Consider the following 24,782-nt stretch of genomic DNA (forward strand, 5'->3'; position numbering starts at 1 on the left):
TGCAAATACTAAACTTCTATCTTGAGCTGTAATCTAAATCATATTAAATCTCTAGCTATAGATTGAGTTAGGTGCTGTTTTGAACCAATAACCTGAGTATCAAATAGCAGCAATCTTAACCATGAATTCTTCGATTTTTTCTCAAGCCTGTCTTTTACCGTCTGCAATCATTGACTTATCTGCCAAAGTTGCTGAATCAGGTCAGATAACAATTACAGACCGTTGCGTACTCAGAACAGCACTGCTTGAAAATTCTCTCAGCGAAGATGAACAACTTTTGCTGAACCGAATGCTTTATGCGGTTCGTCGGGGACGTCTGGCGCTGGTTAATGAATTTTAGCTTCTGAATGTAAATCTTGATTATTCGGTACCTTTTTTAATCGTAATTACTGCGACTCTCTCTGAAATTATTGACTTTTGAAAAAGAAAATTATTCCTTATCTCCATTGGTCTATTCGCTACCAAGTAGTAGGAATTAAAAATCGACGATTGCACTAATGATTAGGGTCATCTACTACCATAAGCCGGTCTTTGGTAGCGCCTGTTAGCGAGTTGTTCGCGACTTTGGCGACCAATTTGACCATTCACTAGAGGCAAAGACTTTTGCGGGTAGTTCATTCAGTACCTCGGCTGGAGCATCTACCTGATACAGGTCAATACAGCAGCCGCACCCTTCGTTATTGGACAAATATCGGATCTTGCCTTTCCACTTCTTAATCCATTCCTTAACTAACTCTTGTTCGGGTGTTTTGGCATTAACACAAATGCTGGCTTTCGGCATTGAGATTTTCTCCAGTCAGAGGAATAGATAATACTGAACTGATAAAGCTTTAAGAAGTAAAAGTTCTACACAAAATCGGTCGTTATTTTTTGCTGTTTCATTGGGTCTGCCTTTATCTAGCAATCCTAAATGATTTCTGAATGAGAGATCCCCGACTTCGAGAGAGAAATCGGGGATCTAAACCGTTGGAATTTAACAGAAGGATTACTATCTGCTAACCGGATGCGATCGCTCTCATCTGGCTGTCGTTCCTTGTCCAGTTGAAAAGCTCGCCTTTTCCCAATTTTAGGGTTAGCAGCGGGAACAAAATTAGACGATTTGCGATCGTATTTATTTATCTAGCTTAATCCGGTATCCGCGCGATCGCTATGCTAGAGATTTTCCAGTTGTCTTAAGGCGGTTCTCTGAACTCGACCTTGGCTTGTTTCGAGGAAAATTTCTCTGGCGAAATTTAACCGATCTCACCCAATTGGGTTATTCCATCGTAGGAAGTTGAGACCCGGAAAATAGAGCGAATATATGCCACAAAGAAAAATATTCTCTGACTTTTAAATTTCCTTGAGGGGAAAATTATGAAAATTGGAATGCACACCACAGCACGCTCTCTCAGATCTGCTGCTACGGTTACTGTATTATCTGCACTGATAATTGCTCCAGTCGTCCTATCAGCAAATCCTGCGGCTGCTGAGCCTGAAAGAGGACGGAGGGAGCAAACCTGTTTTTTGGGGATTTGTTGGGATCGAGGAGAGTCGTCAAGGCAAGACGATTATGACCGAGATGATGACTATCGACGCGATCGCCGTAACGACGATTATGACTATCGACGCGATCGCCGTAACGACGATTATGACTATCGACGCGATCGCCGTAACGACGATTACGACTATCGACGCGATCGCCGGGATGGCAGTTATGACTATCGCCGCAATCGGTCAAACGTTTACAACAGCATTAATCGGATTTATCAAAATGTGTTAGGTCGTCAGGCGGATAATCGTGGACTGAGGATGTATAGACAACGGGTAGAATCCGGTTGGTCACTGGAGAAAGTCCGTCATGACATTGCTGATAGTTCAGAAGCAGAACAAGCGATTAACCGACTTTATCAAACTGAGCTAGGTCGTAATGCCGATCGTGAAGGATTAAGAACCTACAAAAGACGTTTAGCAGATGGTTGGTCGCTCAATCGAGTCCGTCAGGATATTTCTAGAAGTCGAGAAGCTAGATCGAGAAGAGGTCAATAAACTTTTCTCTAGCGACCCTAAATGATTTGTGAAGACAAGATCCCCGACTTCTCTATCGAAGTTGGGGATCTGAATTGCTTGCTCACAACTTTTAGACAAGCGAGCAATGATGTGGGTGATGAAATAAGCGGGATTAATTATTTGTAGGATGTGTTAGCTTTCTTTGTAAACCATGCAGGTGTTAGGTTTGCTGGCGTTTCCTAACCTAGGAAAATCTCTCTCCCCTCAATTCATGTTCCCTTCTCCGTTGACGAGGAGGGGTTAGGGGAGGGCTTCCACTGTCCTGCTGTCAACTGGTAGGCGGTTGTAGTTGACAAAGCAATAAACTAAACCACTGATTCGGATCGCTCCAAACTTGCAGTGTTTTTAAACCTCTTGTCTGAAGTTCCTGTTGCAGGGCGTCGAGGTTAAATTTGCGAGAAATTTCCGTTAGGATAGTCTCGCCGCTTTCAAATTCAATCGTTAAATTGAGGGCGTTAAGTGTGACAGTTTGCGATCGCAAACTCCGCAGATGCATCTCAATTTGATGCTCGGATTCGTTATAAAACGCCCAGTGTTCAAACTGAGAAGGGTCAAAATTGCCATCAAAACGGCGATTCAGGTGGTGTAGGATATTCAGATTAAACGCCGCGGTCACGCCTTGGCTATCGTTATAGGCTGCATCCAACAAATGTTTTGGTTTTTGCCGGTCTATTCCGAGTAAGAAATACTCACCCACTTCCAGAGCCTCGGCAATTTGGGTGAAGAAGCGATCGCATTCTTGGGGATTTAAATTACCCAAGGTGCTACCCAAAAAACAGATCGTTCGACTAGGCAATTGCGTCGGTGCCAGTCGTGTCAATGCCAATTCATAAGTGCTGGCTAAAGCGTGAACCTGGAGGGAGGGATAATCAACTAGCAATTCCCTGGCACTACTTTCTAAAATGCCAGCACTCACGTCAATTGGCAGATAGCGCAGTGGGTAGCCGATTTCTTGGTAGGCATCTAGCAGAATCCGGGTTTTTGTTGAGCTACCGCTTCCCAGTTCTACCAGTTCGCTTTCCCCCGTCAACTGAGCAATTTCACCCGCGCACTTTTGTAAAATAGCTGTTTCTGTGCGCGTTAGATAATATTCAGGTAACTCACAAATTTGCTCAAATAGTTGGGAGCCTTTGTCATCGTAGAAATAGCGCGGCGTCAGAGATTTGGGAGTCTCACTTAAACCCTTAACAACATCAGTTCCGTCAATTTCTTGATTTTGTAACTGTGCCGTGGCGCTGAGTAGATGCTCTATCTGCAAGCGTTTTTCTATCGTAGATTGGGAAGCAGTTTTACCGCTTGCAGTTTTAGAAATTGTCATTTATCCTCCGTTTGTGTGGGCGCGAACAGCCGAATCATTGCGGCATCCGCTTTTACGCGATCGCGAGGGTCAAAATAGTTGGCTATAACCGTCAGCTAGTGAAACACAAAGCTATATTGAATAAAATCATGCCTGAGCTAGATGTATTTAGACTCAGCCTACTTGTTATACATTTTCCTGATAAATCGGCAGCTTATTTCAGTAAATAAAAAATCGGGCTGTGTTGATACATGATTGAAACGCCATGTACCACTATTTCTTAGCTCCTAATTTAGCGGGGGTTGGGGGAATCGAGCCAAGCAAATTCGGTCAGATTCCCCTAGCTCCCATCAATTAGAGGGAGAAATACCGATTGGATGCAGTACGGTTTAACCCCACCCAGCTCTTCCCCATTTACCCAGAGAAGTTCAATATTCTCCCCTCTCCGTTCACTGAGAGGGGCTGGGGGTGAGGTTCCGAGTGTGTCTATTGCACTTGAATGAAAACCGCTATAGATATAGCTACTTCGCACAGCGAAATCCAGACAAAATCTGACGGACGCTCGGATAATACCAGTTGCGGAAGCTAGAGCGCAAAGCGGCGGGACGAGTCGCCCAGCTACCACCTCTCAATACCTGATGCTCTCCATCAAAATAAGTCTTGGAATAACCAACGTAAGGGTAACTGACAAAACCGTCATAGCCATCAAAGCAGGTAGAAGTCCACTCCCAGACATTGCCGAGCATATCGTAGCAACCATAGGCACTCTGCCCAGAGGGATAAGCATTTACGGGTGTGGTTTGCCCTGCCGAGTTGTCGTGGTTACATCGCAGGGCATCTGGCTCCGCCTCGCCCCAAGGATATGTGCGACGACGCAGTGCGATCGCATCCCAACTGGCTGCTTTTTCCCACTCTGCCTCGGTTGGCAGTCGCTTCCCCACAAATCGGGCATACGCTTGTGCCTCGTACCCGGAAACGCCGCAGACTGGATGATTATCCCAAGCTGTGTCAGGTGCCCAGTATAGGGGCTGATTCACGGGATTTTCTTGCAGCCATTTCCACCCAGCTTCTGTCCACCATCGGGCATTTTGATATCCTCCCGCTTCCATAAACGCCCGGTACTGTCCGCAAGTAACGGGATAACGGTCAATCCAGTAGGTATCCAAGTAAACTCGGTGAACTGGACGCTCGTTGTCTAAAGCTTCGATGGACTCGTTGCCCATCTCAAACTCACCCGCCGCAATTTCAACCATCTCCTCTAAGATGGGGTGATTGCACGTTTCCGGTAGGTTAGCACGACTTCCTACGTGGAATTGGGCGTCTCGACGCTGTAATTGCAGCACGAAAGAGATAGTTTCACTATGCTGGCTCTCATGCTGGATTAACCAGCGCCAAAGACGTTCTTGCTCATCTAAAGGCGCGACTTCCAGGTAATCGAATACCTGTTCTCTGACTGCGTGCAGATAGCAGCGAATTTCAGTGAGCAGGGGTAAATAAACCCGTTGCATTTTGGGTAAGCCATCAGCCGCAAATAAGCGTTGATAATGGGCGATCTCTTGTCCCCCCTTCCCAAAGGGAAGTTCGAGCGTTTTACCCGCACTACGAACTAGCAGCCACAAAGCCTCGGTGTAGGCAATGTGGCCTAAATGCCAGCCAATCGGGCTAAAGTCGGGATGCACCTGACGACAGAAGGTGTCATAGTTAATGCCTTCAAACAGTGCTAAAGTACCGGCACGGCAGCGCTGCATCGATAGTTTGATTTGTTGCCGCCGCTCATCAAGGGTACTCGCTCTGGCTACTTCAGAGTTGATGGATTTGAACTTCAAGGTCTTCTCCCACACTAATCATGCTTTGTTCGGGGAACCCGATCCAGTTGCCAGTAAACAATGGTTCAGATGCGATCGCTACTGCTTCTGGAAAGATAGGATCGTCCCGCAGCCAATACAGTGAGGGAACATTTGTTCCCTGAGCAAAGCGCGAGGCAACCATCCGATGTCCATCTGTGACAATTATGTTGGCAGAGATTGGTGTGTGGTAAGCATCAGCTAACTCGGTTAAAGTCATCAACGTTTTGTACAGTGCTTTTTCCAAGCTCATCCCAGGGTTAGATGCCAATTCATTCAGGAATAAGGCAAACATATGCTCGGAGTCTGTCGTGCCGTCAATAGATTGGTAGATTTCATCGCTTAGTCGGCTCCGAATCGGTTTATACAGTGTCTTGCGGAAGTTTTTGATCGCACCGTTGTGAGTGAATACCAGACGCTCGGAACGAAACGGCTGGCAGTTACTCAAATCTACTGACTGACCAGTAGTAGCGCTGCGAACATTGGCAAGGACGCATCCCGACTCAATATAACGGCTGAGGTTGGAGACATTCGTATCACCCCAAATGGGCAGCAAATTTTTGTAGATAAAGGGGTCGGTCTCTTTTTGGGCGTGATACCAGCCAATTCCAAAACCATCGGCACTAACGACACCAGAGGTCATCTCGCGGGGTTCATAGCTTTGGACAATCAGCGAGTGTTCCGGTTTGGACAAAAGGCAGTCCAGTAGAATAGGCGAACCGAGGTAGCCAAGTATACGGCACATTTTCTAGGGTTTGCTCCTACATTAATGGTTGAGATTAAGCTCCAAACCTTAAAAAAGGCTGAGATTTGGGGTGAATTGGCGATAGGAAATTGCTGAGAAACCGATGAGTTTGACGTTCGTTAGATGAACGTCGTTCCAGATGAAAAGCTTATTTTTGTTGAACCATCAGTCGTCCAAGAGAATCCGCAGCCAAAAGTAGCAACTTATACTGCAAATGCAAGAGCGATCGCTTTCATATTTTTGACAATACTTCATATTGTAGACACGCCATCTTTGGCTATGGCAGCGTAGAGGAGAATACCAGTCCAAAGGGGGAGCAATAATTGTCAGAGAGTTTAGCCTTTAACCCCAATCTGATTTTGCCCGTTGGAACCCAGATAGTGACTCGTGTTGAGATTCAAGATGCTGCGGGTGAAATTGCGCGATCGCGCGGCACCGTCGGCGTTATTATCAAATCACCCATTGACAACTCCCACGCCTATCGCGTCCAGTTTCCAGACGGGGGAGAGGCGTCTCTACGGCGCTCAGAACTCACCATCCACTCATCTTGGCAACAAGAAGGTCTGCAACTACCAGGAGCCGTTCTTGCCGATTTTGACCTTTACGAGTGTGTCATTTACCGCTGTATCGTCGGTTCAAGAGCCTACGGTTTAGATAATGCCAACTCTGATATTGACCGACGCGGCATTTACTTACCACCCGCCGATATCCACTGGTCGCTCTACGGGATTCCGGAGCAGTTAGAAAATAAAGAGAACGAGGAGTGTTACTGGGAACTCCAGAAATTTTTGACCTTGGCACTCAAAGCAAATCCGAATGTCTTAGAGTGCCTCTACACACCAGGTGTAGAAATGGTGATGCCCCTGGCTGAAGAATTGTTAGGAATTCGGTCTATTTTTCTCTCTCAGTTAGTTTACCAGACATATAACGGATATGTGATGTCACAGTTCAAAAAACTTGAACAAGATATCCGTACAAAGGGGGAATTTAAATGGAAGCACGCGATGCATCTAATCCGCCTGTTGTTGTCGGGCATCACCGTGCTGCAAGAGGGTTTTGTCCCAGTTCGCGTCGAAGAACACCGACAACAACTGCTGGCTATCCGCAACGGGGAGATGCCTTGGGAGGAAGTTAACGCTTGGCGGCTAAGCTTGCATCGCCAGTTTGATGACGCTTTCGCCACAACATCGCTGCCCGAACGTCCGGATTATGAAAAGGCAAATGCTTTTTTGATTAAAGCGCGTCGAAGTATGGTTTAGAAATTGAATTTCAAAGATGTAAAAGACGCCAAAAAAAATAAGAGGGAATTTAGATGATGCCGAATGCAATGATGGTGATTTTTCCCTATCGTCATGAAGACTATTGGGTATTTGACTATGAGCCAGCCGGACTTATCCGCGAACCCTTTGTCAGCGGGATGCCTGCAATCATTGACAGTCTGGTTCAAGATATTCCCAATGCTGCTCAAGGTTTTAAACTCTTGTTTTCTCCAATCGCTTTTTCAGAGGATCAGGCAGAACTGGTTTGGGTGAGAGAACAGTACGGCGGTAACTGGTATCGCTGGCAAGCCAAAAATTTAGAAGGCTGGCTAAGTCCAGCATTGTTTAAGTATTTCCCTGTAACGCCACAGAAAATCTATTGCAAGGCTGAACCAATGTCTAACGCAATGATGGTGATTTTCCCCTATCGCTACGAACACACTTGGGTGTTTGATGATGAGCGAGTCGGACTTGTCCGAGAGCCTTTTGTCAGCGGGATTCCTGAGATGATCGATCTTCTGGTTAAAGAGATTCCCAATGCTGAGAAAGGTTTTAAGCTTTTGTTCTCAGGAAACCCATTTCCCGGATATCAGGCGGAACTAACTTTGGTAAGAGAAGAGTATGGTGGCAATTGGTATCGCTGGGAGTTAAATAATAAGGAAGGATGGTTATGCCCCGCCTTGTTTAAATACTTCAATGAAGCACCGAGAAAACTCTACTGCAAAGCGGAAAAGCTTCACGAGCAAGCGAATGGGTAATCAAAAAGAGGTTCCTAGGAGAGAGCAACGAATCATGAACCATTAGTAGGTTGGATTGGACGGCAGTGAAGCTCAACTAATGTTTAAATGACATATTGCATATCTTTTCTCAATGCGATAGCTCTTTCTTCTGTCAATCCTGAAACCTTAACTCAGCTAAAAAACACCCTTAAACCACGATTTGAGTAGTTTAAGGGTGTATTTACCCGGATTTTGTAGCAGTTGATTCATACTATAAGCTTACTTCTTAACTATCGGCAATACCCATTAATAAATTATGGTAATAGCACAGCCGCTACTCCCAGTCATTTCTGAGCAACCCTATCCACTTTTGTTCGCAACAATCAGTGGCGCACATCTGTATGGCTTTCCATCTCCCGATTCTGATTATGACTTGCGCGGGTCACACATTCTGCCAGTGTCGGAGGTGGTTGGATTAGAGATTGGGCGTGAAACGATTGAAATTTCAGAAGTACGGGACAAGCTGGAAATTGACCTTGTAACTCACGATGTCAAAAAGTTCTTTTCGCTACTTCTTAAAAAGAACGGTTATGTACTAGAGCAGCTATATTCACCGCTAATTCTCCACACGACGCCAGAACATGAAGAATTAAAAGAGATTGCCAAAGGTTGCATCACCCGCCACCATTCTCACCATTATCTCGGCTTTGCAAATACGCAATGGCGGCTTTTTGAGAAAGAAAATCCGCATCGTGTTAAGCCGTTACTTTATGTTTATCGAGTGCTATTAACTGGCATTCATTTAATGCAAACGGGTGTTATAGAAGCTAATTTGGTTCATTTAAATGATATTTTTAAATTGCCTTATATTCCCGACTTGATTGAGCGAAAGTTAGCAGGAGCAGAAAAATCTGTTTTGGAAGATGCTGATATAGCATTTTATCGCGGAGAATTTAATCGTTTGTGTGGCGAATTAGAAGAGGCAAGTCAAAGTAGTCACTTGCCTGAATCTCCCTCTATTAAAGATGCACTGAATAATCTATTAATACTATTGAGAATGGCCTCTATTGTCAACAAATAATGAAGTATAGTCTGATATTTTTTCTGGGTGGTATTTACTTAATTGTATTTGGCTTGAGATTTGGTAATGCTAAATGGGGAATTTTATGGACTGGTGTTAGTTTTATTGCAGTAGGAGCAGCATACGGATGGCTGGGAGCTAAGGTATTTGGAAAACGGTCAGATGGAACGATGGGATGGCTGAATATATGCTTATTGATGCCTTATCTATTATTAACCTGGATAACCTGGCATCTTCAAAGACTGATTGGGAAAGAGGAATGTTGTAACGAGATAGTACCTGGCATCTGGCTGGGTCGTAGAGTATTTCTTAATGAATTGCCCGATAATATCAACTTAATAGTTGATTTAACGGCAGAATTCCCAGAACCTAAAAGCGTTACTTCAGGAAAAGCTTATATCTGCGTTCCTACATTAGATGCGGCTGTGCCAGATTATCAAGTATTCCAAAAATTGGTTAATGAAATCTGTGCATGGCAGGGAAATATTTATATTCACTGTGCCCTTGGGCATGGGCGTTCAGCAACAGTTGTTGCTGCTACCCTTGTTGCCAAGGGGCTTGTGAATAATGCGAACCAAGCAGAAGCACTGATCAAGAATAAACGTTCTGGAATTGAGTTTAGTAAAGCTCAGCGGGACTTGCTGAAAAGGCTAACTATTTAAAATCTGAATGCAGCAACTGCTAAACAACCCCATCCCACAATAAAGGCTACGCCTCCTAGTGGAGTAATTGGTCCCAACCACTTTACACCCGTCAGGCTCAAAGCATAAAGACTGCCTGAGAAAAGGACGACGCCAACGATGAAGGCATACCCAGCTGCCACAAGGATTGACTGTGCTGCCTCGGCGCGACTTAATAATAATGCCACCAGTAGCAAAGCTAATGCGTGATACATCTGATAACGGGCACCCGTCTCAAAGATTTCTGCTGCCCGTTCGCTGAGTTTTTCTTTCAAAGCGTGGGAGGCAAAAGCACCAGCAGCGACGGACAATCCGCCTAAGATAGAGGCGATGCATAAAAAAATCTGCGTCATCATAATTTCAACAACTTTTATCTCAGCAGGAAGTAGTAAGAAACTCCTCCTTCCTCACTTACTTTAAAGTTAGCATCGTATTCTTTAGCTCTATCATCTAAATACTCTTTTGCCTCCGCTGCTGTTAGCTTCGCCTCCATCGCAAACTGTAAAGTGGTGATATTTCCATCGCCTTCTTTCAGTAGCTGATAAAAGGTAGACTGGAGGCGATCGCTTGTTTCTTTCGAGTGTTGTTTCCGCAATCCCCACACCAGCCAACCTCCAAGGGCTACCGCTGGGAGTCCTAAAACTAGACCCCCGATGGCAGCGTCTCCATCTTCCTGTTTATCCTCCGGGCTAGCATTCGGATTCGGCAGGGTATAAACAATGAGCGGAATCATTAGCAAAATCCCGCCGAATGTCAGTAGCAAGCCCGCAGACAGTTTTTTGATGAGCTTCATGGTGCCCAGCTGATGTTGTCAATACAGCCGCGATCTTAACCTTACTTTCGCGTGGCTTCCAGTATGCGAGAAAAGTAAAAGCGAGTCTTCGTCATTCCTTGCCGCTGAATCGAAAAACCGTTACTTTCTAGAATTTTGACGATATCAGCCTCTCGGTGCAAATAAGCGCGAGTGGCTTTGCTGGGACCAGGGAAAAAACTGCCAATTTTTTTGAGCAAACTGAGGGCTAAAGTTTTCGGCGCAAAGCTGAGAATTATCCGAGATTCTGCCATAGAAGTGAGATGGGAAATCATCTCGGCGGCTTTGTCTTGGGGATAGTGAATGAGGACATCTAAGCAAATAACGGTGTGATATTTGCCGCTTAATGTTTCTAAATCCTGCACGGTGAAAGTCGGATTGCTGGCGTTGCCTAGAACTGCCTCGGCTCTTTCCTTAGCCTCTCCGACCATTTTTTCGGAGATGTCGCTGGCATAGACTTTGGCACCCGCTTCGGCGAGAGGGATGCTGAGGCTACCAACGCCACAACCCGCATCGCAGATGGATAGAGTGGCGAGATTGTCATCGGCTTTCAGCCAGCTAAGTACGGTATCGACTGTCTGCTGATGTCCTTCACGGATGTCTAGTTGGACTTTATTAACTTCACCATCGCCGTAAATACGTCTCCAGCGATCAAAGCCTGTGGAGTTGAAATAGTCTTTGACAATTGTTTTATCGTCTGCTGCGTTCATGAAATTGGTTTTGTCGAAGTGTTCCCAACGGTTAAACTTACCATTTATACGAACCGCAGAGGACGCGGAGAACGCAGAGGAAGAGAGGAAGAGGAGAGGCATTGCTTATTTTAGGAATTGGGTAATAAGCGCTGCCAGGTGAGTCCATTCGTTGATTCGTCTAGATGCCAGCGCAGCAGTTGATGAGCGGGCTGGCTGAGGTAGGGGCTAGTTTTGTTGTTTTTTTGGCGATCGCGTTTTGACGGTTCTTTGAGCAACCCGATGGCGCGACGGGGGGATTCTGTGGCAAGCGCGATCGCAGTCTCGACTTCACAAATCCCCCAGCGCACTAAATTTTGTACTCCTACTAGCAGCGGTAACGTTGTCCCGGATAGGGTTCCATCTGGCAGTCGGGCGGTGCCGTTTTTCACTTCTATTTGCCGCGTATCCCACGGATAAATGCCATCGGGGAGTCCCAAGGGTGCTAAGGCATCGCTAACCAGGAAAATGCCTTGCTCAGACTCCCCCCGATTCCCGTTGTTTAGAGGGGTAGAACTGGCGCGTAACAGCAGCTGAATCATCGTCTGAGAGACGTGCTGACCATCGGCAATTAAACCACACTGTACGGCTGGATGAACCAGGGCGGCTCCTAATAAGCCGGGTTCGCGGTGATGTAATCCGGGCATGGCATTGAAGGCATGAGTCACCATCGACACCCCCAGTTTAAAAGCTTGCTGCGCTTCGGCTTCAGTGGCTTGGGAGTGTCCCAGACTGACGGTGATCCCCAGACTTCGCAAATACGCGATCGCTTCCCCAGTTGGATCTAATTCTGGTGCCAAAGTAATCACTTTCACGATACCCGCATAATCCCCTAAAACCCGTTTCACGTTGTCAATCGTCAACGGCAATAGGTACTCGGCGGGGTGTGCGCCTCGTTTCTGGGGATTGAGAAATGGCCCTTCCAAATGTACCCCCAAAATTTGGGCAGTGGCTCGATCCTGGTTCGGGGAAGCGACAAAATTGGAGAAGATGGAGAGCGATCGCTGAATGTTCTCAACCGATGTTGTAACGATGGTTGGTAAAAATCCATCAACGCCCTGATTCCATAGATATTGACAAATTTCCGGTAGCTTATCGCAATTTTCCAGATTCAATTCTGGAAATGCCAACCCCAACGCCCCATTAATCTGCAAATCGACGCCACCCAGCGACACCCAATCTCCCTCTACATCCAGCACTTGCAAATCCGCAGGTGGAAACATTTTGAATACAGTGTCCATTGACAGAATTTGCTCAATCCTGCCCTGATGAATCCAAATCTGCTGTAAGCTTTCGTAGCCTCGGAATCGAGCATTGCGAATCACGATTGGGGCAGTCATGGATAGCGTTGTTGCGTCTGTCATCACTTTTGCGACAAGATACCTAAATTCGAGCAGACACCAGTTTATCTAACAACCAACTGAATAACTCCCGAAAAAATGACTCAACCGTTAATTGGCATCATCATGGGTAGCGATTCCGATTTGCCCACTATGCAAGGCGCGATCGCAATATGTGAAGAATTTGGCGTCGGCTGCGAAGTCGCTATCGTCTCTGCCCACCGTACCCCGGAACGAATGGTGGAATACGCCCAACAAGCCCACCAGCGCGGCATCAAAGTGATTATCGCGGGTGCCGGTGGCGCTGCCCATCTCCCCGGTATGGTAGCGTCTCTGACACCTTTGCCAGTAATTGGGGTGCCAGTCGCCAGCCGTCACCTACAGGGCGTTGATTCTCTCTATTCCATCGTGCAAATGCCAGCGGGAATTCCCGTTGCGACTGTCGCGATTGGTAATGCGAAAAATGCCGGTTTGTTGGCTGTGCAAATCTTGGCATCCCACCAGCCAGAATTACTCGAACGAGTGCAGCAATATCGCCGCAGTTTAAGCGATTCCGTGATGGAGAAGCAGCAGCTTCTGGATGAAATCGGCTATAAGCAGTATTTGGAGAAGATGCCCTAATTTTAAGGGCGAGTCAGTTATTTTTTTAGGCTTGGCAGAGAGGAGAAACGATTGAAATCTCAAGAATAATTTTTTGATGCCAATCGCTTTGTTTACCGATAGCGAGGTGCGTCAAGAAAACTGCTGATTTCATTTTTAGCGGAACTGGAGGGGCGACAGGGGCGGTTTCTTTGAGATTTAGACCCAATCTATTCGTTGAATGTTTCGCGATCAAAGTCAAATTTAATCTTGTCCTAAAAAAAATTGATAACCTTGTTTTTGCTATTTTAGTAACAGTTTTTATCTGTTCATCAAATATAAAATAAAAAAACTTGCATTTAATTTATAGGAAAGTTTCTATAAAAGCATTTATTTAATAAAGTAATTGCTTAATTTAAGTTTCTATAATATGGGATTTCCGGAGAAATTTAAGCTTCTGAAGTCTTAATGGATTCGCTTAATAAATTTAGGCTTTTCTTTGGGTCATCCCCCCATAGATGGATATAAACTAATTTAGCTCCAAGTTCGCTCAAACTCCCGCGATTTATACTTCCAGGAGAGTTCTGCGGGTTGAGATGCCAGAGCCAGAATCTAAAAATGTAACTTTCGATACAGAATATCCCGCCTCGGAAAATACAAAATCTTAAAATTTCCCGGACAAATTAGACATCCCGTCTAGATGTTGATAAAGGAAAAAATCCCTAACGAGTTGCCTGTAAGGTTTTGTCATATACTCACTTCAAATGACTGGATTTACTGATTTTTGACTAAACCGATGGATGTGTTGGACTGATTGAGGAAAGTGCAGTGATGATGCCTAAATTAACGCTCAAAAAGAAGAAATCGAAAGCCAAAAAGAAGCGATTGTCTTCTAATTGGCAAGTCCAATCTCCCCGGACTGCCACGATGTTTAAGCAGTTGCAAATTGCCATTAAGCGGCTGACTCCAAGTTGGCAAGCTTGCATTCCTATCGCCATTTTGATTGTGATGGTGTGGGGTTATGCAGCAGTCGCCCAGGATGCTCCGGCAGCTGAGGGGCCGACAACAGCCGAGTTGAAGGTAGCGCTAGACACCCTATGGGTAGCGATCGCTGCTTTCCTGGTGTTCTTCATGAACGCTGGCTTTTGTATGTTAGAAACTGGCTTCTGCCGCCAGAAAAACGCGGTCAACGTTCTTGCCAAAAACTTGATTGTGTTTGCTCTAGCAACCGTCGCGTTTTGGGCGATTGGTTTTGGCTTGATGTTCGGGGACGGTAATCCTTTCATTGGTTTGAGCGGGTGGTTTTTGAGCGGAGCCGATAACAGTCCCGCCACCAACGATGCCTATCAAGGGATTTTTAGCTCTCTGAAATGGGCTGGCGTTCCCTTAGCTGCTAAGTTTTTGTTTCAGCTAGTATTTGCCGGAACAGCCGCCACGATTGTTTCTGGAGCGGTTGCAGAAAGAATTAAGTTTGTTGACTTCTTAATCTTCAGCCTCTTACTCGTCGGGATTGCCTACCCGCTCACCGGACACTGGATCTGGGGTGGTGGCTGGCTGCAAACCAGAGGCTTCTGGGATTTCGCGGGTTGCACGGTCGTTCACTCAGTGGGTGGCTGGGCAGCTTTGATGGGAGCCGCATTCTTAGGGCCACGGCTTGGTAAATATCAAGACGGGCAAAGCGTTGCTTTCCCTGGTCATAACCTGAGTATTGCCACCTTGGGCACTTTGATTCTCTGGTTGGGCTGGTTTGGTTTCAACCCTGGCTCCACAATGGCTGCCGATCCAAACGCCATTACTCACATTGCCCTGACAACCAACATGGGGGGTGCTGCGGGTGGAATTGCCGCTACCATTACAGCTTGGTTGTACCTGGGTAAGCCGGATCTGTCGATGATTATCAACGGCATTTTGGCTGGCTTAGTTTCGGTGACAGCTTCCTGTGCTTTTATCAGCATTGGCAGTTCTTTGATCATCGGTTTGGTTGGCGGAGTATTAGTCGTTTTCGCTGTCACTCTCTTTGACAAAATCAAAATTGATGACCCGGTGGGTGCGACCTCAGTTCACCTAGTTTGCGGCATCTGGGGGACTTTGGCAGTGGGTTTATTTGCTGTTGGCCCTGGTGTCTATTCCTGGTACGGTGAGGGTCTTGGCCCAACCAAGGGGTTATTGCTCGGTGGTGGTCCCGGACAGTTCATCACTCAACTGATTGGTGTTGTCACAGTGGGAGGCATAACCGTTCTACTTAGTACAATCTTCTGGCTGGCGCTGAAAGCGACCCTCGGTATCCGAGTCACTCCAGAAGAGGAGTTTGAAGGTTTGGATATCGGCGAACACGGCATGGAAGCTTACAGTGGATTCCTCAAGGAAGGAAGCTCTAGTGGTTTTTCTGATACTGGTAAGCACGGTGGGATGCCAAATTCACCGGGTGAATACGTCAAGTAAGGACAGATAAGCCAAAAGAAAACATTTTGCGCTTTTGAGTTTTGTCTTTGCCCCAATAGAGTCCGCCAAAGTTCCCAACTATATAGAAGCTCTGGGAATTGGGCGGATTTCTTTTTGTCTTGTATCTCTGGGTGAAAAACTTATGAGCACCCCAGATGGTTTGTTTAATCCAATGCAAAACTGCCCCGTTTGAAATTGGTGCAATCAGATTCATTTGCTCAAGAATCGCGATCGCGTTGATGGAACGTTGATGGAACAAAATCAGTTGTCCGCTCCCGTAGTGGCTGGGGCACCAGGAGCCGCTGCGGGAGAGCCTCCAACGGTTTCTGCGGCTGCAAAAATCGATACGGCGGTACGGCATTTATATATAGTGTCATCAGCCGCACTAGGGCTGATGACGCCTGGGCTAGCTTTCTTCTATGGAGAGGATTGTGCAACCGGAGTGAGCTTCAAAGGCGAATAATCGGTAATCTGTTCCATTGGCAGCTAGGCGATCGCTCGATTTGTGGATGCTAGCAATTTAAGATTAAATTCAACCTGTGCTGAATCTGATTTAGTGTGTCCACTCGCTCGAAAACCTTTCTTCCGGCTTGGGCGCTTTTGTCCCTAGCTACCAACGGGTTGCTGATGCTAACAGTAATTTTGTTGCTGAATCGGGATCGGTGGCTATCAGCTAGGTTACAAGCTAGCGATGCTACCTCTGTAGAGCCGATCCCAGAAGACGTCTCTACCAGCCTGCTGACGAAAACACTACCTTCCACACCCGCGTTAGGGCCGCGCCACCAGCTGAATTACGCTCAGTGGGTGACGCTGCTCAGGCAAGAAGCGGAGGTAGCCGCAACCAAAAATCCCAAACATTTAACCGTACTGGCTGGGGATTCGCTCAGTCTGTGGTTTCCTTCGGAGCTATTGCCCACAGAGCGCACTTGGCTCAATCAAGGAATTTCTGGAGATACTTCGGGGGGTTTGCTCAACCGATTGGATGTGTTGGACGAAACTCAGCCGGAAACGATCTTGGTGATGATTGGCATTAACGACCTGATCCGAGGGGTGGGGGATCGGAGAATTCTGGCGAACCAGCGACAGATTATCCGCTATCTGCGACGGGTTCATCCCCAAGCACAGATTGTTGTGCAGTCGATTTTGCCCCACGGCGGTAAAAAGTCAACCTGGGTGGGACGCGATCGCCTGATTGCTATCCCTAGCAGTCGCATCCGCGAACTAAACCGACAACTGGGCGCGATCGCTCGTTCGGAATCTGTCAGCTATCTCGATCTCTATCCCCTGTTTGCCGATAGTAACGGCAATATACAGCCCGAACTGACGACGGATGGCTTGCACCTAAGTCCCCAAGGCTATGTTATTTGGCGCTATGCCCTTCAATTCTTCATGCAGGTGGAAACAGAACCCAGCAAAGCCAATTAAAAATTCCTGGCTTTGACTTTGCTGGGTAACGCCAGCTGAGCGTCCAGGCATTTTATGATCGACGAGGAGAACCACCAGAATGAGAGAGGAAACGGCTGCATGGATACAAAAGCCTTCAAACGGTCATTAAACAGTTCTGAGAACTACCATCGCAAGGGCTTTGGTCATCAAGAGGAAGTCGCTGGTGTCCTCAAATCCGAGTATCAGAGCCATCTCATTCAGGAAATTCGGGAAAACAACTACACCCTGAAACGCGGTGATGTCACCATCCGGTTAGCCGAATCGTTTGGTTTTTGCTGGGGTGTGGAACGCGCCGTCGCAATGGCTTATGAAACCCGCCAGCACTTCCCGACCGAGCAGATTTGGATTACTAATGAAATTATTCACAACCCTTCTGTGAATCAGCGCTTGCGCGACATGAAAGTAGGGTTTATCTCAGTAGAGAAAGGGGAAAAAGACTTCTCCGTTGTCGATGCGGGTGACGTGGTGATTTTACCGGCATTTGGTGCCAGCGTTCAGGAAATGCAGCTGCTCAACGACAAGGGTTGCAAGATTGTCGATACAACCTGTCCTTGGGTTTCTAAAGTTTGGAATACGGTCGAAAAGCACAAGAAAAAAGCTTATACCTCGATCATTCACGGCAAATACAATCACGAAGAAACTGTCGCCACCAGTTCTTTTGCTGACAAGTATTTGATCGTGCTGAATCTGGCACAAGCGGAGTATGTCTCTAACTACATTCTCAATGGTGGGAGTCGCGACGAATTTATGACAAAATTCAGCCGCGCTTGCTCAGAGGGATTCGATCCCGACACCGATTTAGAGCGGATTGGTATTGCTAATCAAACCACGATGCTCAAGAGCGAAACCGAGCTAATCGGCAAGCTATTTGAGCGCACCATGATGAGAAAGTATGGGCCAAGCGAGTTAAACGAGCATTTCCAAAGCTTCAACACCATCTGTGATGCGACTCAAGAGCGGCAAGATGCTATGTTTCAGCTAGTAGATGAAAAACTAGATCTCATGGTGGTGATTGGGGGGTTCAATTCTTCCAATACGACGCACTTACAAGAAATTGCCATTGAGCGGAAAATTCCTTCCTATCACATCGATAGCGCCGAGAGAATTGGCCCTGGCAATCGTGTGGAGCATAAGCCGCTGGATGGCGATTTGGAAGTTCAGGAAAATTGGCTCCCCGCTGGTCCCATCGTGGTAGGAGTTACTTCTGGAGCTTCAACTCCCGATAAGGTGGTAGAGGATACGATCGAGAGGATTTTTGAGCTGAAAGTGGCTGCGGTGGTTTAACAAAAATTAGGGGATGAATTCGTTTTGAGTTTTGAGTTTTTCTTCAATTCAAAACTCAAAACTTTCAGCTTTTTTGGGCACCATCTGCAACTGGGGAAGCATCGTTAAACTGCTGCTGATTGTAGTTGTAAAGCGTGCGGATGGGGTAAGGAATGTTAATGTCAGCGCGATCGCAAGCTTGTTTGAGCGCGATCATCACCTTGGTTCTCGTGCGGCGCACATCTACTTTGTGCGGCGATGTCCAATAGCGGACTACCAAGTTCATCGAGCTATCACCAAAGCCCAATCCATCTACTTCCGGTGCTGGCTTCGATAAGACGCCTTCGACTTTTAACACGGCGTTGAGCAGGGTTTCGACAGCGTAGGGTAAAGGTGTATTGTAATCAACGCCAATTTCTAAATCAGTCCGGCGGTGGGGCATCGCCGTCAGCACTTGCACCGGACTGGTAAAGACGATTGCATTTGGCACGACGATGCGCTCTCCCTGATAGGTGATAATTTGGGTGGCGCGCAGGGAAATTTCTTCAATCGTTCCCTCGAAACCGTTTACTATCACTTGATCCCCCAACCGAAACGGTTCCTGCAACAGCAGCAGGACTCCCGCCAGAAAATTTTTAAAAATATCTTGAAAGGCGAAGCCAATCGCTACCGAGCTGAGTCCCAGCAAACCAATGATGTCGCCCAGCCGCAAGTCTGGGAAGGCAACAACACAGGCGAAGAGAATCCCTACCACCCAGGTTCCTACAAAACTGGTCTGCACGAGCAGCAGGCGCAGTGATGGGTTTTTCAGGGCACGCCTGCCAACGCCACGGACGAGCCGCCGAACTAGATTCGCTCCATACCGGGTTAAACAGAGGATCGCGATCCCCATCAAAATTCCTGGTAGTGCCTCAATAGTTTGACCCATCAGGTTTAATAAGCTCTGTTGGATTTCTTTAATCAAAGCAGCCATAGGCGAAAGGGATCATCTTAAACTTTTGCCAGAATATCAAATATCTCAAAACCGAGCGGTTTTTTCGCTTGGGTTTTGGCGTGAGCGATCGCTTTTTGGTTGGCTCTCTTCGGACGCCCAGTGTGTTCCACAACACCAGTAAATAGGAAGTCGCCCGCTCCTGCGCTCACGGCATCCCTTGACTTCCCCAAAGGAACACCTCGCCCAATTTAGCTCCAGCAAAGCATTTGGCAGTTTTGTAACGGAATGTTAAGCAGAATTTATTAAAATTTATTGCGATTCGTTGATGCAGTTGCTAAGGTGTGCTTAAGAGTTGCTTCTGGTCAATGCCCGTATTTTAGGAGACGTGCCATCCATGCTCTACATCAAACTTGGCTGTACACCCATTCACTGATTGCAGGATTGCCTGAAACTTTATTTCTCTGACGGTACACCAACCTTGCTAGACGGCGGAGGAATTTCTTTGTTTCACGATTCAAAATGCATTTCTTCAATTTCATCTGGTTCCTAACTCGTGTTCCCCTTACGTACTGCCAGTCCAACTCTTATTTGACTGAAGTTTTCCGGAAAGACATTTCTCAGGTTTGTCTACAAAAATAGGGTTCCCTGCAAGAATTTTGAGAAATGTCTTGCTCCCAACAGTTCAGTTCAACTCATCTGTAATTACGAGTTACTGTTTTCCTCACTGCGAGCTTAGAAGATGCTACCTCTACTTCTTGCATCTTGAACTCGGCACTATCAGCGCGGTGAGACCTCAAATGGAGAAGGTTTAAGTTATGAATATTCAAGGAAAGACGGCTCTGATTACTGGAGCTTCCCGTGGAATTGGGCGAGCGATCGCGCTTGAACTCGCGCAACAAGGAGCCAAACGCCTGTTGCTGGTGGCACGCGATGCCGATCGCTTAGCGGAAGTCGCCGCCGAAATTGAAGCACTTGGCGTAGAAGCCGCGATCCTGCCTTTGGATCTGGCTCAGATAGTAGAAGTGAATATTGCGATCGCCCAAGCTTGGCGAGATTATGGTCAGATTCATCTGCTCGTCAACTGTGCGGGAGTTGCACACCAAGCGCCCTTTTTAAAATCTCAACTCCCAGATGTGCAGCAAGAAATCGCGATTAATTTAATGGGAATGTACACGATGACTCGTCTGGTTGCTCGACGTATGGCAACCCAACGGGAAGGAACCATCGTGAACGTTTCTAGCTTGATGGGCAAAATTGCCGCGCCGACGATGGCGACTTATTCAGCCACCAAGTTTGCGATTTTGGGATTCACCCAAGCCTTGCGCGGCGAACTCGCTGACTACAATATCCGGGTGATGGCTTTGCTGCCATCTTTGACCGACACTGACATGGTGCGAGAATTAAAGTGGTTTCGCTGGGTAGTGCCCACGACTTCTCAGAAAGTTGCTCAAGCACTCGTCACTGGACTGCAAAAGGAATCGCCAGAAATTTTAGTGGGATGGCAAAGTCATTTAGCTGTGTGGTGCAATCGCATTGCACCTTGGCTGTTAGAGAAAGTTTTACTGCTGGCAGCACCCCTGTCGAAGTATAAACAAAAGCGCTACCACAGACTCCGAGAGGCTGGAATAATTTCGCGTTAAAGTTTGCTGTTAACAGGCGAATCTGATTCCAGAGTAGAGACGCGATTAATCGTGTCTCTACTTTAGCTGTGAAATTTATTTCCAGGCTCCGAACGTTAGTGCCATTTAACCTAACTGTATTTGGATAGACTGATTGCAGATAAAGAGATGTTAACGATGAGTCAAAATCGCCAGATATTAGATGACATTGCCGAACGCATCCAAGCAATTGTCAATGCTGAAACAGCCTCCGTGGTGCTAGCTGAGTCCGAAGGGGAAACCGTCTACTATGCGGCAGCAATAGGCAAGCACGCTGAGTGGGTGTCGAACAAAAGGGTTGCCGCAGCGACTTCCGGATTGTGTGGTACGGCATTTCAGAGCGACAAACCCGTGTTAGTTTGTCGTACTGAGGGCGATCTCCGAGTCCGGCAAGATCATGCTAAAGCATTGGGAATTGAGACAGCTTTAGCCGTACCACTCTACTACGAAGGCAAGCTTTTGGGAGCGCTACAAGCTTGGAATCGTACTGACGGCAGTTTATTTGACGAAGAGGCAGAAAGTGTTTTGGCTGCTTACGCCTCTGAAGTTGCTCCACTGGTTTATCAATACCAGACAACTATGAAGTAGAGGATAATTTGCAGGAAAAAGCGATCGCGCTGGCTTGAAATAAGCAACGAATCAAAGATGAGCAAATGACCCAAGATGAACCCATAGAACCAAAGCTTCTACGCCACTCCAATTCCCCCTCTTCCTCCAATCCCTCCTCCTGCTCCCCGCAAGCGAGGAGGGGGCTAAGAGGGAGATGGGTGCGATCGCACTTGCGGTGATGAGGATGCGATCAACGCAGTACGGTAGTACAGATGATTTAAAGCTTCCTGATTTTAACGTTGCTGGAAGTTTAAAAATAAAATCGCGGTGTCCTAGTTAGCGGTCGGGACTTTCTATAAATAGCTAAATATTATTTCAAGTAGAGTTTACGTTTATGTTAACAGCCCTAATTTTTGAGGAATTACATGGAGCTACCCTTATTTTTAGAGCAATTGGGAAGAGATTTAAATAATTTTCAAACTTATTTAAACAATCAAATAATCCAAGACGATGATGTTAACACTCTTAAAAATCACATCTATGAAACCAGGATATTACTGGATAAAAGTAAAACTAAGTTAACAGCATCTTTGAATATCAATCTACCAGATTATCCAGATGAAGACTTACAACAACTGTTGTATTATAAAGACAAAATTATAGAAATTCAAACATCATTAGAGAAGCTTACAGGTGTACCTGAGACACTAAATAAGATAGTTCTGAACCTGTGTAAAGATATCGATTACAGAATAAAACTTCGTATTTCCAGAGGTCAACCGAAAGCGCGCAAGCGTAGTACCAACTTTTAATCATTTCCTGGCTGTACTGCTGCCATCTTTATGTTTCCTTGAAAAAGCCGCTTATCTTACCTTAATAGACATTTTTTCAAATTCGATTATGATATATTTAAATATTCTTTTTACAGTATCACTTTTGACATAGTATTCTTTTATATTTTCTTGTTCTTCAAGATGTTTTTCAATAGCTTTTATCGCTATTTCGTATGGTTTATTTTTCTCAGGCATATGGGATATTGCTGAAGCGTGTTTCTCTGGTTCTACTATGCAAGCAGCACGATTTAGAATACTATCATATAACCAGTTGATACATTCACGAATATCTTCATTAAACTTAGCTTTGTGTTTTTTAGGAATATTAAAGTTTGCCTTTGATACAGCGCCCAAAGCAGTTTTAAGTAAAGCTGACCTATTAGCTCTAACATCCAACCATTTAGCAATTTCTTCAGCCGCCTTGCGGCTGGAATGAAACTTCTCTGGAGCAAACCGAATTGAGCGAATAATCTCTAACAATTTCTCTCGTTCTTCAGAAACATCCAAAGACTCAACTGCCTTTTTTAATTCATTGGTATCGCCTTCTAATTGCTGCCTAAAATCCTCCATTTCTGATTCTAATTGTTCATCTAAATTTTCCTTTGATCGTTTTTCTGCTTCTGCTTCAATCTCTTTTGAGATTGTATAATTAACCAAGGTCAGAAAACCTAGTGCGACAGCAGGAGCGAAAACAAAATTTACGATTTGCCTATCCCGCTCTGAAAGAGTTGTAGGAAATTGACTATATATGAAACCAATAAGCCATGTAAAGGCACCGAAAATAAAAACAAAAATTGATGATGAATTAATTTTAAAAAAGCTTCCTAAATTCATGTAAAAACCCTAGATTCATCTTTATAAACCCTGTCCAATTTTTCTAACAAAATGACACAGTCTCTAAAAATCATTTCAGAGACACTGTGACTCTGTCGGAATTGTGCCAAGACTGTCAAAGTTGTCTGTCTAGCCCTGATTGACTGGTAAAGCCAGGAAAGACCCCGTTAAGGAAATTAGAGAAATCGTTGTCAAGTAAAGGCTCCTGGCTTTCACCCTAGGAATTATCAGCTAGTCTGACTGCGTAACGGTTGCAGAAGTTTTGTCAGTTAATCAGGCACTAGACTAAACCACACTGAGCTTTTGTAACAGTTCCGGTTCCTCCGTTATGGCTCTACGGATACGCTCGATCATGTAGCAAGCTGTGTTTTTGTTCACCCCGATCTCCTTAGCAAGCTGACGCCCACTGATGCCTGCTGGCGACTTTAAAACAAGGGGAATCGCCAAAATCCATTTGTCCAAGTCTACATGAGTTTTATGAAATAGCGTACCAACTGTAACGCTATATGAAGTAAAGCACTCATTACACTGGTATCTGTGTTCATTCTTCAATTTCCTATAATTGGTCGATTCGCAATATGGACACTTTGGCTTTCCACTCCAGCGAATTTGTTCAAGAAGGGCAATGCAATCTTCGTGATTTCGTCTCATCTTAAAACTCAGAACTCTGAGCTTTAAGATGGATTACAAATTCAAGCGTTCAACTGCCTATGGGCGTCTGTAAGCCATTTGGGATATGCGATCGCCTGTAATTGCTAAAGCAAAACCCCAAGACAGTCAACCTTGGGGCTTTGTGGGTCTATTCTCAATAAAATTTACTTAAGCGATAGAAAAGACACAGCAGGCGATCGCGATCGCCTCAGACTTCCTCCTACGCACCTCTTCAAGCTTGAACTACCGTAAAGCTTGCGTACCGAACAATTTATCAGCCCAAGCCACATCTGCATCTGATAGCGATCGCACTAGCTCATAAACCTAATCTATTGAACCCCTTCTTTACCTCTTAGCCTCATCCTCACTTCTTAGCCCCCTCCTTGCTTGCGGGGAGGGGGTCGGGGGTGGGGTTCTACCCCATATCTTACCCAAACAAATTAGAGTTAAATCTACTCAATGCAAAACAATTAAGAACAGGTTGTGCCTACACCACATTGATCGTCACTTTTCAGCCAACCCTTAACACCTCGATATTCAATCTGCGCCCATGCTCCCTGACAGCCTATTAATTTAACATCGGTTCTACGTGGAACTCGTCCTATTTTTCGGCTTTGCTGACTGGGACTAGCATAAAGATTAACGCCATTGGTTTCATAACCCCTCGTTGAAGTGCCTAACATCGACAAAAATACCCAGCCAGTTCCCTGAAAGCCACCAATTTCTCTATAAGCCTTCGTAATTTTTACCCAGTTTCCAGAGGAAGCGATGATTTCAACTGACTCGTATGTGGGGATTTTTCCCAAGATTCGACTATTACTACTTGGGCCACTACGCACATTTAAACCTTGCGGATCTTTGTCTATGACGACGGCAGAAATATCGCATTTTTTTTCATTAACTGGTTGTGCTAATACGCTAAGATTAGCCGTGCCAGTATTGATAACCCAGCTCATGCTAGATAGCGCTAATCCTACGGTTAGCTTTGATGCTGTCTTGTTCGCCTTTTTAGCCATAATTTTCCCGATTATTTAACACCAGCA

General features: G+C 45.9%; 28 protein-coding genes. 15 read left to right on the plus strand and 13 right to left on the minus strand.

What is annotated here, in order from left to right; translation table 11 throughout:
* Positions 1-121: 121 nt before the first annotated feature.
* Positions 122-340, plus strand: a complete 219-nt coding sequence (locus tag NC996_RS06390) for a hypothetical protein (RefSeq protein ID WP_190411380.1) — start codon at positions 122-124, stop codon at positions 338-340.
* 204 nt (positions 341-544) lie between these two features.
* On the opposite strand, the gene NC996_RS06395 is transcribed toward NC996_RS06390, so the two are convergent.
* A complete protein-coding gene (locus NC996_RS06395; RefSeq protein ID WP_190411381.1) occupies positions 545-781 on the minus strand; it encodes a hypothetical protein in 237 nt (78 codons plus the stop codon).
* Between the two features lie 572 nt (positions 782-1,353).
* Here NC996_RS06395 and NC996_RS06400 point away from each other — a divergent pair.
* Positions 1,354-2,025, plus strand: coding sequence for a DUF4214 domain-containing protein (locus tag NC996_RS06400; protein WP_190689402.1), 672 nt, complete (start codon positions 1,354-1,356; stop codon positions 2,023-2,025).
* Positions 2,026-2,314: 289 nt separating this feature from the next.
* Here the strand turns inward: NC996_RS06400 and egtD are convergent, their stop codons facing one another.
* The 3 genes from egtD to egtC form a co-directional block, all read right to left on the minus strand.
* Positions 2,315-3,364, minus strand: a complete 1,050-nt coding sequence (gene egtD / locus NC996_RS06405; protein WP_190689407.1) for an L-histidine N(alpha)-methyltransferase — start codon at positions 3,362-3,364, stop codon at positions 2,315-2,317.
* 500 nt (positions 3,365-3,864) lie between these two features.
* A complete protein-coding gene (locus NC996_RS06410) occupies positions 3,865-5,154 on the minus strand; it encodes an SUMF1/EgtB/PvdO family nonheme iron enzyme (RefSeq protein ID WP_347277799.1) in 1,290 nt (429 codons plus the stop codon).
* Positions 5,144-5,932 carry an ergothioneine biosynthesis protein EgtC gene (gene egtC, locus NC996_RS06415; protein WP_190526751.1) on the minus strand — a complete coding sequence of 263 codons (789 nt, stop codon included), beginning with the start codon at positions 5,930-5,932 and terminating at the stop codon, positions 5,144-5,146. Before egtC ends, NC996_RS06410 begins: the two co-directional genes overlap by 11 nt.
* 123 nt (positions 5,933-6,055) lie before the next feature.
* Between egtC and NC996_RS06420 the strand changes: the two genes are divergently transcribed.
* From NC996_RS06420 to NC996_RS06440, 5 genes are all read left to right on the plus strand, one after another.
* Positions 6,056-6,223, plus strand: a complete 168-nt coding sequence (locus tag NC996_RS06420; RefSeq protein ID WP_190526749.1) for a hypothetical protein — start codon at positions 6,056-6,058, stop codon at positions 6,221-6,223.
* 32 nt (positions 6,224-6,255) lie between these two features.
* Positions 6,256-7,191: a nucleotidyltransferase domain-containing protein gene (locus tag NC996_RS06425; protein ID WP_190689410.1), complete on the plus strand. Its 936-nt coding sequence runs from the start codon at positions 6,256-6,258 to the stop codon at positions 7,189-7,191.
* A gap of 53 nt (positions 7,192-7,244) precedes the next feature.
* Positions 7,245-7,949 (plus strand): DUF6717 family protein, encoded by a 705-nt coding sequence (locus NC996_RS06430; protein ID WP_242037697.1) that lies wholly within the window; start codon positions 7,245-7,247, stop codon positions 7,947-7,949.
* A gap of 277 nt (positions 7,950-8,226) precedes the next feature.
* The gene (locus NC996_RS06435) at positions 8,227-8,991 is read left to right on the plus strand and encodes a nucleotidyltransferase domain-containing protein (protein ID WP_190689413.1); all 765 of its coding nucleotides are present in this window, start codon (positions 8,227-8,229) and stop codon (positions 8,989-8,991) included.
* A complete protein-coding gene (locus tag NC996_RS06440; protein WP_190689415.1) occupies positions 8,991-9,653 on the plus strand; it encodes a dual specificity protein phosphatase family protein in 663 nt (220 codons plus the stop codon). Before NC996_RS06435 ends, NC996_RS06440 begins: the two co-directional genes overlap by 1 nt.
* Here NC996_RS06440 and NC996_RS06445 read toward each other — a convergent pair.
* From NC996_RS06445 to nagA, 4 genes are all read right to left on the minus strand, one after another.
* Positions 9,650-10,024 carry a DUF423 domain-containing protein gene (locus NC996_RS06445; protein WP_190534835.1) on the minus strand — a complete coding sequence of 125 codons (375 nt, stop codon included), beginning with the start codon at positions 10,022-10,024 and terminating at the stop codon, positions 9,650-9,652. The genes NC996_RS06440 and NC996_RS06445 overlap by 4 nt on opposite strands.
* Positions 10,025-10,041: 17 nt before the next feature.
* Entirely contained in the window at positions 10,042-10,464 is a 423-nt protein-coding gene (locus tag NC996_RS06450; RefSeq protein WP_190689418.1) for a hypothetical protein, read from the minus strand.
* A gap of 41 nt (positions 10,465-10,505) precedes the next feature.
* Positions 10,506-11,192 (minus strand): magnesium protoporphyrin IX methyltransferase, encoded by a 687-nt coding sequence (gene bchM, locus NC996_RS06455; protein WP_190411390.1) that lies wholly within the window; start codon positions 11,190-11,192, stop codon positions 10,506-10,508.
* Between the two features lie 110 nt (positions 11,193-11,302).
* The gene (nagA, locus tag NC996_RS06460) at positions 11,303-12,574 is read right to left on the minus strand and encodes an N-acetylglucosamine-6-phosphate deacetylase (protein ID WP_190689421.1); all 1,272 of its coding nucleotides are present in this window, start codon (positions 12,572-12,574) and stop codon (positions 11,303-11,305) included.
* A gap of 75 nt (positions 12,575-12,649) precedes the next feature.
* Between nagA and purE the strand changes: the two genes are divergently transcribed.
* The 5 genes from purE (at position 12,650) to NC996_RS06485 (ending at position 18,301) form a co-directional block, all read left to right on the plus strand.
* Positions 12,650-13,171 carry a 5-(carboxyamino)imidazole ribonucleotide mutase gene (gene purE, locus NC996_RS06465; protein WP_190411392.1) on the plus strand — a complete coding sequence of 174 codons (522 nt, stop codon included), beginning with the start codon at positions 12,650-12,652 and terminating at the stop codon, positions 13,169-13,171.
* Between the two features lie 789 nt (positions 13,172-13,960).
* A complete protein-coding gene (gene amt, locus NC996_RS06470; protein WP_190689424.1) occupies positions 13,961-15,571 on the plus strand; it encodes an ammonium transporter in 1,611 nt (536 codons plus the stop codon).
* A 214-nt stretch (positions 15,572-15,785) separates the two neighbouring features.
* On the plus strand, positions 15,786-16,034 hold the full coding sequence (locus tag NC996_RS06475) for a hypothetical protein (RefSeq protein WP_190689426.1): 249 nt from the start codon (positions 15,786-15,788) through the stop codon (positions 16,032-16,034).
* A gap of 95 nt (positions 16,035-16,129) precedes the next feature.
* Complete coding sequence (locus NC996_RS06480) at positions 16,130-16,996, plus strand: SGNH/GDSL hydrolase family protein (RefSeq protein WP_339380495.1); 867 nt, start codon at positions 16,130-16,132, stop codon at positions 16,994-16,996.
* A 99-nt stretch (positions 16,997-17,095) separates the two neighbouring features.
* Positions 17,096-18,301: a 4-hydroxy-3-methylbut-2-enyl diphosphate reductase gene (locus tag NC996_RS06485; protein ID WP_190427982.1), complete on the plus strand. Its 1,206-nt coding sequence runs from the start codon at positions 17,096-17,098 to the stop codon at positions 18,299-18,301.
* 64 nt (positions 18,302-18,365) lie between these two features.
* On the opposite strand, the gene NC996_RS06490 is transcribed toward NC996_RS06485, so the two are convergent.
* Positions 18,366-19,253: a mechanosensitive ion channel family protein gene (locus NC996_RS06490; RefSeq protein ID WP_190689429.1), complete on the minus strand. Its 888-nt coding sequence runs from the start codon at positions 19,251-19,253 to the stop codon at positions 18,366-18,368.
* A gap of 17 nt (positions 19,254-19,270) precedes the next feature.
* Entirely contained in the window at positions 19,271-19,423 is a 153-nt protein-coding gene (locus NC996_RS06495; protein WP_190411397.1) for a hypothetical protein, read from the minus strand.
* Between the two features lie 606 nt (positions 19,424-20,029).
* Here NC996_RS06495 and NC996_RS06500 point away from each other — a divergent pair.
* The 3 genes from NC996_RS06500 (at position 20,030) to NC996_RS06510 (ending at position 22,233) form a co-directional block, all read left to right on the plus strand.
* A complete protein-coding gene (locus NC996_RS06500; RefSeq protein ID WP_190436426.1) occupies positions 20,030-20,854 on the plus strand; it encodes an SDR family NAD(P)-dependent oxidoreductase in 825 nt (274 codons plus the stop codon).
* A gap of 156 nt (positions 20,855-21,010) precedes the next feature.
* Positions 21,011-21,460: a GAF domain-containing protein gene (locus NC996_RS06505; RefSeq protein ID WP_190689431.1), complete on the plus strand. Its 450-nt coding sequence runs from the start codon at positions 21,011-21,013 to the stop codon at positions 21,458-21,460.
* 386 nt (positions 21,461-21,846) lie between these two features.
* Positions 21,847-22,233 carry a hypothetical protein gene (locus tag NC996_RS06510; protein WP_190436421.1) on the plus strand — a complete coding sequence of 129 codons (387 nt, stop codon included), beginning with the start codon at positions 21,847-21,849 and terminating at the stop codon, positions 22,231-22,233.
* A 51-nt stretch (positions 22,234-22,284) separates the two neighbouring features.
* Here NC996_RS06510 and NC996_RS06515 read toward each other — a convergent pair whose 3' ends face one another.
* From NC996_RS06515 to NC996_RS06525, 3 genes are all read right to left on the minus strand, one after another.
* Entirely contained in the window at positions 22,285-23,088 is an 804-nt protein-coding gene (locus tag NC996_RS06515; RefSeq protein WP_190689435.1) for a hypothetical protein, read from the minus strand.
* Positions 23,089-23,373: 285 nt separating this feature from the next.
* Positions 23,374-23,739 (minus strand): transposase, encoded by a 366-nt coding sequence (locus tag NC996_RS06520; RefSeq protein ID WP_190436416.1) that lies wholly within the window; start codon positions 23,737-23,739, stop codon positions 23,374-23,376.
* Positions 23,740-24,209: 470 nt separating this feature from the next.
* Positions 24,210-24,755: an SH3 domain-containing protein gene (locus tag NC996_RS06525; protein ID WP_190689438.1), complete on the minus strand. Its 546-nt coding sequence runs from the start codon at positions 24,753-24,755 to the stop codon at positions 24,210-24,212.
* Positions 24,756-24,782: the final 27 nt, after the last annotated feature.

It is taken from the genome of Trichocoleus sp. ST-U2, assembly GCF_039961875.1.
Taxonomy (GTDB): domain Bacteria; phylum Cyanobacteriota; class Cyanobacteriia; order Cyanobacteriales; family FACHB-T130; genus FACHB-T130.

Bases quoted from the DNA above. Each gene is read 5' to 3' on its own strand.
- NC996_RS06390 (WP_190411380.1), top strand. From the start codon at position 122: ATGAATTCTTCGATTTTTTCTCAAGCCTGTCTTTTACCGTCTGCAATC.
- NC996_RS06395 (WP_190411381.1), bottom strand. From the start codon at position 781: ATGCCGAAAGCCAGCATTTGTGTTAATGCCAAAACACCCGAACAAGAG.
- NC996_RS06400 (WP_190689402.1), top strand. From the start codon at position 1,354: ATGAAAATTGGAATGCACACCACAGCACGCTCTCTCAGATCTGCTGCT.
- egtD (WP_190689407.1), bottom strand. From the start codon at position 3,364: ATGACAATTTCTAAAACTGCAAGCGGTAAAACTGCTTCCCAATCTACG.
- egtC (WP_190526751.1), bottom strand. From the start codon at position 5,932: ATGTGCCGTATACTTGGCTACCTCGGTTCGCCTATTCTACTGGACTGC.
- NC996_RS06420 (WP_190526749.1), top strand. From the start codon at position 6,056: ATGAACGTCGTTCCAGATGAAAAGCTTATTTTTGTTGAACCATCAGTC.
- NC996_RS06430 (WP_242037697.1), top strand. From the start codon at position 7,245: ATGATGCCGAATGCAATGATGGTGATTTTTCCCTATCGTCATGAAGAC.
- NC996_RS06435 (WP_190689413.1), top strand. From the start codon at position 8,227: ATGGTAATAGCACAGCCGCTACTCCCAGTCATTTCTGAGCAACCCTAT.
- NC996_RS06440 (WP_190689415.1), top strand. From the start codon at position 8,991: ATGAAGTATAGTCTGATATTTTTTCTGGGTGGTATTTACTTAATTGTA.
- NC996_RS06445 (WP_190534835.1), bottom strand. From the start codon at position 10,024: ATGACGCAGATTTTTTTATGCATCGCCTCTATCTTAGGCGGATTGTCC.
- NC996_RS06450 (WP_190689418.1), bottom strand. From the start codon at position 10,464: ATGAAGCTCATCAAAAAACTGTCTGCGGGCTTGCTACTGACATTCGGC.
- bchM (WP_190411390.1), bottom strand. From the start codon at position 11,192: ATGAACGCAGCAGACGATAAAACAATTGTCAAAGACTATTTCAACTCC.
- nagA (WP_190689421.1), bottom strand. From the start codon at position 12,574: ATGACAGACGCAACAACGCTATCCATGACTGCCCCAATCGTGATTCGC.
- purE (WP_190411392.1), top strand. From the start codon at position 12,650: ATGACTCAACCGTTAATTGGCATCATCATGGGTAGCGATTCCGATTTG.
- amt (WP_190689424.1), top strand. From the start codon at position 13,961: ATGATGCCTAAATTAACGCTCAAAAAGAAGAAATCGAAAGCCAAAAAG.
- NC996_RS06485 (WP_190427982.1), top strand. From the start codon at position 17,096: ATGGATACAAAAGCCTTCAAACGGTCATTAAACAGTTCTGAGAACTAC.
- NC996_RS06490 (WP_190689429.1), bottom strand. From the start codon at position 19,253: ATGGCTGCTTTGATTAAAGAAATCCAACAGAGCTTATTAAACCTGATG.
- NC996_RS06500 (WP_190436426.1), top strand. From the start codon at position 20,030: ATGAATATTCAAGGAAAGACGGCTCTGATTACTGGAGCTTCCCGTGGA.
- NC996_RS06505 (WP_190689431.1), top strand. From the start codon at position 21,011: ATGAGTCAAAATCGCCAGATATTAGATGACATTGCCGAACGCATCCAA.
- NC996_RS06510 (WP_190436421.1), top strand. From the start codon at position 21,847: ATGGAGCTACCCTTATTTTTAGAGCAATTGGGAAGAGATTTAAATAAT.
- NC996_RS06515 (WP_190689435.1), bottom strand. From the start codon at position 23,088: ATGAATTTAGGAAGCTTTTTTAAAATTAATTCATCATCAATTTTTGTT.
- NC996_RS06520 (WP_190436416.1), bottom strand. From the start codon at position 23,739: ATGAGACGAAATCACGAAGATTGCATTGCCCTTCTTGAACAAATTCGC.
- NC996_RS06525 (WP_190689438.1), bottom strand. From the start codon at position 24,755: ATGGCTAAAAAGGCGAACAAGACAGCATCAAAGCTAACCGTAGGATTA.